Raw genomic sequence first — 6,759 nt, 5'->3', positions numbered from 1 at the left:
ATGCATCCTTTAAGGAAACATTCAATGGTCTTGAAGAAAATCCCAATTCCTTAACTGCCTTGTCCTTCAAAACATTTGAATTTGAATTCAATACCGAAAGAGAATAAGACGTAAAAAGTGGCTTTTCTCCTGTAATTTTTGAAACAAGAGGTGTAAAGATAGCTGAGAACTTCGCTAAAGCCATAGGCATTCTTATATGTGGAATCCTTTTCCCTGAAACACTTCTAAGAATATTCAAAATCTCTTTCACTTCTATTTTGTCGCCTGATAAAATGTAAATCTCGCCCGTCTTTCCTTTTTCCATTGCAAGGATCTCGCCTATTGCAACATCCCGTACATCAACGAAGTCATATGCACCATCAACATAGAAAAACACCTTGCTTTTCATATATTTCAGGATTAGTGTGCCCATCTCCGAAACTTTATAGTCATAAGGACCAATAATACCGGTTGGTGCAACAACTACTGCATTAAGGCCTCTTTCAACTCCTTTTAAAACCTCAATAGTTGCAAGTGCCTTTGATTTTGCGTATTCTCCGTATAGCGGTTGAAGTGGCTCTTTTTCTGTTATATACTCATTCTTGTTAGGTTCTTTAAACGCATGTATCGAACTTGTATAAACAAGCCTTTTTACACGATTATTCAAACACGCCTCAACAACATTTCTTGTCCCGAGGACATTCACCTTATACAACTTTTCCCACTCACCCTTATTTATCGATATTACACCTGCCGTATGATACACATAATCAACACCAATAAGAGCTTTGTAGATACTGTCATAATCCGTTATATCGGCGGTTCTCATCTCAACATCAAGCCCGGTTAAAGGCGTTAAGTCCTCACCTTTTGGTACAATACAAACAATGTGTTTTTCTCCTCTTTTGAGGAGTTCTCTTACAAGGACATTCCCAAGATGCCCCGTTGCTCCAATTACTGCTATCACTTCTGCCTCCCCAAGCCATTTAAAATTAAATTTGCCATTTCTTTTTTATCAATCGCTCTTTTTAAAAAGAATGTTTCAATCCATATAGAGAGTGCAATGCCTGTTATATATGCAACACTCTCCTCACTTGCATATCCCACGGTATTTTTAAGGAAATCTTCTATAAGTCCTTTTATGCTATCCATAATCGAACTGCCAAGCGCTTTTTCGCTTCCATTCTCAAGGAACATCCCAAAGTCCCTTAAAGACACCACAATCGATGGGCCATAAGATTTTGCAAGTTCAATATTAAGTGCAACAAACTCTTCAAACGCCTCTTCCAAACTCTTGTGTTCCGATGAAAACTTTGATAGTTCCTCATAGATATTTTTTAGAGTCCTGTTCACAATTTCCTTTAAAAGCTCTTCCTTTGAAGAAAAGTATGTGTAAAAACTCCCTTTTGCAATCCCCAGCGCATTCGTAATATCGTCTACAGATGTATTCGGGAACCCTTTCTCGAGGAAAAGTTTCTCCCCCACTTCAATAATTTTCTCTTTTTTGCTTATCCCATCCATCAAAACCTCCAAAAATTTTGCAATCCTTAATCTTAACCGGTCTATACTTCATAAACTTCTGCCTCTATTGACTGACTGGTCAGTCATATTATAGCCGATTTTCATAATTTTGCAAGATATTTATGCTTGCAATTCAAAAAATTGCTCAAAGCACTTTATCGGTACAAGACACTGACTAATACAATATTAGATAATAAAATGGGGAAGTGTCGTTCACGTTAATGTATGCATTTAACTCAATTCTAATTGTCTTGTTTTCGAAGAGTTCTACAGGTTCGGCATCATCTTTTTCGCTCATAAAAACATCAACTGCAAGGTATATCAGAAGGTTATAGGGAATTACTCTCATAAGATCATACCGCTTTATTTTGTAGAAATAATTTAGATAGGATTCGATGCAGGAAGTAAAAAATATCTTGAAAGAACAAGTTTAAAGAAATTATTTAGCAATTGTTTCAATGAGTGCATCATACTTTTGAGCAGAATAAGAGTTGAAACTGTCATTTTGTAAGAGATAGGATTTGGGAATTTCGATAGTTCGTAAGACTTAAAAAATAAATGCCCTTTGACTCAACTGGACATTTGCCACGGGGGTACCTTGTAGCAATGTTTCGAACTGTAATTGCAATATATTAAGCAAAGTTTTTGAAATAAATATTTTGTTTAGCTCTTAATAACGGAAACAGGGTCTAGTGAAAAAATTAATACTTAGTGTTGTAATGAAAGCCCTCGTTTTACGGCTTTTTCCTTATGAGGACTATGAAGAAAGGGGCACCAACGATTGCAGTGAGGATACCAATTGGGATTTCCGAGGGGAACACTGTCCTTGAGATTGTATCAATGAGAAGAAGAAACGCCCCACCAAAAAGAGCTGATAAAGGCAAAACATACCTGTTGTCATAGCCTACAACAAACCTTACAAGATGTGGGACAATAAGCCCCACCCATCCAATAACGCCACCCAGGGATACGACAATTGCTGTTTGAAGGGTTGTAATCACGATAAGAGTCCTTTTAAGTGCCTTTGGATTTTCGCCAAGGCTTATCGCTTCCTCATCGCCAAAGGAAAGGATGTTTAATTTCCACCCGAAAAAGGATACAACAATTAAGAACAAAAGAAGGATAGGTGCAAAAATATAAACATCTTTAAGGGATATTTGCGCAAGGCTTCCCATTAACCAGAAAACAATTTGTGGCAACTTTGAAAAAGGGTCTGCAACATACTTCAAAAATGATGTAAACGACTGGAAGAGACTTCCTATGACAAAACCTGCAAGGACAAGCGTAATGCTATCGTTCTTTATCCTTGAGGCACTCAAAGTAAGTAAGACTGCTAAAATTCCGAAGGCAAAGGCTAATGCCTCCACAACTACCATATTGTTTGAAATAAGTATCCCAAGCGCTGCCCCAAACCCTGCACCAGACGAAACACCAAGGATGTATGACGACACAAGAGGGTTGTTGAATATTCCCTGATAGATAGCGCCAGTTTGAGAAAGTGTTGCACCGATCAGGAGTGCTCCAATTACCCGGGGAAGCCTTACATCGAGAATTACCGATTGCTCAACGCCCTTAAGTCTCCCCAAAAAGAACAAAAAGATATTTTGAAGGCTTATGCTAAATCGCCCCACAGAAATGGAAATAACTGCGAATATGATATTTATGGCAATCGCAAGGACTACGACACTAAGAAATCGTTTTTCTTTTGGTGTTTTGATGTAATCTCCGCTATTTTGCGTAGATGAATGTTTTTCCATTTATACTTACCTTTTCAACATCAATACCATAAACATATTTAAGATTTTCTTGAGAAAGGACATTATCAGGTGTGCCTATTGCAACAATTTCACCCTTCTTCATAAGGAGAATCCTATCGGAAACCTGCAGGGCTTCATTTGGGTCGTGAAGGGTTACAACAATTGTTTTTCCTTTTTTCTCCTTAAGTTCATTAATCTTTTGAAGGACAAGGGAAGCGTTCTTAAAGTCGAGAAATGCGGTTGGCTCATCAAGAAGCATAATTTTGGACTCCTGCGCTAATGCCCTTGCAATAAGGACAAGCCGCAATTCGCCGCCACTTATATCCGTGTATGGTCTGTCCTTTAGATGTGCAATGCCAAGTTCCTCAAGTATTGAAAGAGCAATTTTCATATCGGATTCCTTAGGAAACATCGAGTCCATCTGCGGATTTCTCCCCATTAGCACAACATCAAAAACAGTATAAGGTTGTGTTGCCCTGTGAATCTGCGGCACCATTGAGACCGTTTTTGCAAGTTCATTATATGAATATTGCTTTATATCCTTTCCCATAATCAATATAGTGCCACCTGAAGGCTCAAGAATCTTTGAAAGTAATTTCAAAAGGGTCGTCTTTCCGCTTCCATTTGGGCCAAGGAGGGCAAGAATCTCACCCTCCCTAACCTCTATGTCGAGACCTTTGAGTACTTCTGTATCAAAATAGCCAAACTTCAAACCCGAAATTTTTATCATACTAACTCCCAAAAATATAATTTAAATCGGTATCTTTCAAATCATAATTGAATATTGCCTTGTAAAACTCCTTTGCCTCTTTTTTGAGGTCGAAGTTAACTTCATTTGGATAGAGTGTATTTGAAAGCCACATTATCCCAAGAATTGCTTCAGGCTCTGGAAGGTCATAAGAACCAATAAACTGAGGCATAACAAAAACTTTCTTGTTCTTCACGGCATTTACATTCTGGAGTGCACTATTTGAGAGAACGGATTGGACGGTATCTGCACAGTACGGTGCAAGGATAATATAGTCAGGGTTGTAATTAAGTATTTGCTCAATTGAGATATCAACCTTTCCACCTTTTAATGATGATGTAACACTTATACCACCTGCTCGACTTATAATTTCATTCTGAATAAGGGTTGAGCCTGCTGTTTGTGTGAGTTTCCCAATTGCAAAGTAAACCTTCTTCTTGTTTTGAAGATATTTTGTCTTGCTTTCAATATATGATAGTTTGGAGTTTAGATACACAAGGGCATTTTTTGCCTCAGTATTTTTCCCAAGAATTGACCCCAAAAATTGTGTTGACTTAAGGACACCTGAAACCGTTTCAACATCAAGAAGTGCAACGGGGATACCAACTTCAACAAGTTTGTTTATTTGTGTTGTTGCGCTTGTAATGACAAGGTCGGGCTTGAATGTTAAAATTGTCTCAACATTTGGATTCCTGAAATCGCCTGCACTTGGAATATTTTTTGCCCCAGGGAAAACCTTCTCAAAGTTGTCCATATTCAAGACCTTTGCAACAGGCATTGCAATAACTCTATCCTGCATATTGAGCGGGAATAAAAGTAATGTTGCCATTGGATATAGGGAAACAATCTTATTAATCCTCTTTGGCACCATTATGCGCCTGCCCGTTGTGTCGAACGCCTCAACAAGTTGTTTGGGAAGTTCAAAAGAATTTTTAGAGATTATGTTGCCTGAAAAAAGGCTTGTAATGTCCTTAATAGAAACAAGCATTCGCCCATTCTTAATAACGGGCATTTCGATAGATGTACTTTTCCCATTCACAAGCGCAATATCCTTATTAAGCCACAAATTCACATTCGTGCTATTGAGAGTGATTGTAACTAACTTTTCCTTTGGATTGTATGAAATTGTCCCACCCAATTCGTCAATAACCGCTCTTATCGGGACAAAAAGAGTATCACCCTTTGAAATTGGTGCAACATCAAGCGTCCGCTTAAAGTTGTCTATCTTGAAATTCGGGCTTCCATCGCTAAATTCAAATGTCCCCACAGGCACATAAGAAGCAGCCTTAAGAGGTTTTACAGGATACAGACTAAAAACTAATGCAAAGATAAGGATAAATAAGACAAGCTTTTTCATCTTTGTTCCCTCCTTAAAACTATAAACTCAAGATATCTTTTAAAGTTTGAAAGTTTTCCGCCCTGAGAAATTGCATTAAGAACAAACTGCGGATTTTGGACAACTGATGCACCTATTATATCCACACCATAGTCAAAAAGGACAGGGGATGCTGGTGTTGAAGGCCCAAAAACAATCGTTATGCCCTTCCTTTTAAGTGAAAGGAGGCTTTCAAGGCTTTTATTTGCAAGAGTAGAGCCAGTTATTGCAACAATATCCGCATCGGGGATTATGTAATAGGCTGCTGTGTCAATTAAGTCATTTTCTCTTGGGTTTCTTTCGAGGACTATAACTTCTTTTGCTTTACTTCTTAATCCATCTGATATCGGGAAGTGTCCTACGAAGACAACCCTTTTATTATCTGAAACACTTTCAATATAATCAAGGATATTAAAAGTCTCGTATCGAGAAGGCAAAGGTATCACGGAATTAAGTGCAGCAACACCAATAGAAATTTTAGTAAGGTTAAAAGTAAGCATATAGTCTAATAACTCTTTCACGCTTTTCCCAACTAAATTGCCTGCATCCTCAACCTCGTCATACATAGTTGAATATGTAAGAGCAATGCCAACATCCTTTGATTGAACTGCACTCCACACATTACCAATCCTTACATCTTTTACAGCCTCGGAGTGTTGCGGCTTTACGCTTTCGATGAGATCTTCATATAATCCCATATATACCTCCAGATTTCTTCTGGGAGTTTGTCCCTATTTGCTTTGTTTACCTCAAAAATACGGCTTGCAAACTTGAGTGTATCTTTCAAAAACGCGTTAAGGTCTGATTTCACAACATAAAAAACAAGTTTATCACTTTGAAGGACCTTAAAAACCATCTCTTTAAATTTTAAAGCGTCTTTTTCAAGGAATCCAAGTTCGTCCATTACGATTACTTTTCCAAAATTGAGTGCGTCCTCTAATGCCTTTACGCCAACAGTTTCAAATCCATCGGTAACAGGGTGAATTACAAAATTCTCGTCAAAATTGCCAATAGGTGCTTCTTCAAGTGTCCTTAAATTTACTATCTTAAATCCTTTAAGCGCACTTCCTTCAATCACAGGAAATGTCCTGAAGCCATAAGGAATTTCATCGATTGAAGACAATACCCTATTCAAAACGGTGCTTTTACCAATTCCTATGTCACCAATAAGAGCGATTTTTAAACCTGGTTGCACACTTTTAAATTCAATCTTTTCCATCTTTAGCATCAATATGGTCAACAAATTATACATTTTTTTGCCATCATGTCAAGAGAAAGGTATATTACTGATTTTCAAATTTTGGTGTAATTATGTAATCCCAGAGTAACATGGTAACCATAGGGTAACTTAGTAACCCCAGGGGGTGACTATGAAAGAT

General features: G+C 37.8%; 8 protein-coding genes. All 8 read right to left on the bottom strand.

The features are described 5' to 3' along the window. A partial coding sequence (locus JHC30_07040) for an SDR family NAD(P)-dependent oxidoreductase (protein ID MCI4463902.1) occupies positions 1–946 on the bottom strand: 946 nt, incomplete at its 3' end. Then, complete coding sequence (locus JHC30_07035) at positions 943–1,500, bottom strand: TetR/AcrR family transcriptional regulator (GenBank protein ID MCI4463901.1); 558 nt, start codon at positions 1,498–1,500, stop codon at positions 943–945. The genes JHC30_07035 and JHC30_07040, both read right to left, overlap by 4 nt. Positions 1,501–1,675: 175 nt before the next feature. Next, positions 1,676–1,849 carry a hypothetical protein gene (locus JHC30_07030; protein ID MCI4463900.1) on the bottom strand — a complete coding sequence of 58 codons (174 nt, stop codon included), beginning with the start codon at positions 1,847–1,849 and terminating at the stop codon, positions 1,676–1,678. 385 nt (positions 1,850–2,234) lie between these two features. Continuing rightward, positions 2,235–3,257 (bottom strand): iron ABC transporter permease, encoded by a 1,023-nt coding sequence (locus JHC30_07025; GenBank protein ID MCI4463899.1) that lies wholly within the window; start codon positions 3,255–3,257, stop codon positions 2,235–2,237. Then, positions 3,229–3,987, bottom strand: a complete 759-nt coding sequence (locus tag JHC30_07020) for an ABC transporter ATP-binding protein (GenBank protein ID MCI4463898.1) — start codon at positions 3,985–3,987, stop codon at positions 3,229–3,231. The genes JHC30_07025 and JHC30_07020 overlap by 29 nt, the downstream gene beginning before the upstream one ends. Position 3,988: 1 nt before the next feature. Next, the gene (locus tag JHC30_07015; GenBank protein MCI4463897.1) at positions 3,989–5,362 is read right to left on the bottom strand and encodes an ABC transporter substrate-binding protein; all 1,374 of its coding nucleotides are present in this window, start codon (positions 5,360–5,362) and stop codon (positions 3,989–3,991) included. Next, the gene (locus JHC30_07010; protein ID MCI4463896.1) at positions 5,359–6,078 is read right to left on the bottom strand and encodes a DUF364 domain-containing protein; all 720 of its coding nucleotides are present in this window, start codon (positions 6,076–6,078) and stop codon (positions 5,359–5,361) included. The genes JHC30_07015 and JHC30_07010 overlap by 4 nt, the downstream gene beginning before the upstream one ends. Then, positions 6,045–6,599, bottom strand: coding sequence for a hypothetical protein (locus JHC30_07005; protein MCI4463895.1), 555 nt, complete (start codon positions 6,597–6,599; stop codon positions 6,045–6,047). The genes JHC30_07010 and JHC30_07005 overlap by 34 nt, the downstream gene beginning before the upstream one ends. Positions 6,600–6,759 lie beyond the last annotated feature (160 nt).

Source organism: Caldisericum sp. (genome assembly GCA_022759145.1).
In the GTDB taxonomy this organism is placed as follows: Bacteria; Caldisericota; Caldisericia; order Caldisericales; family Caldisericaceae; genus Caldisericum.
Note: the sequence above shows the minus strand (reverse complement) of the source record. Positions and strands in the feature narration are given on the sequence as shown.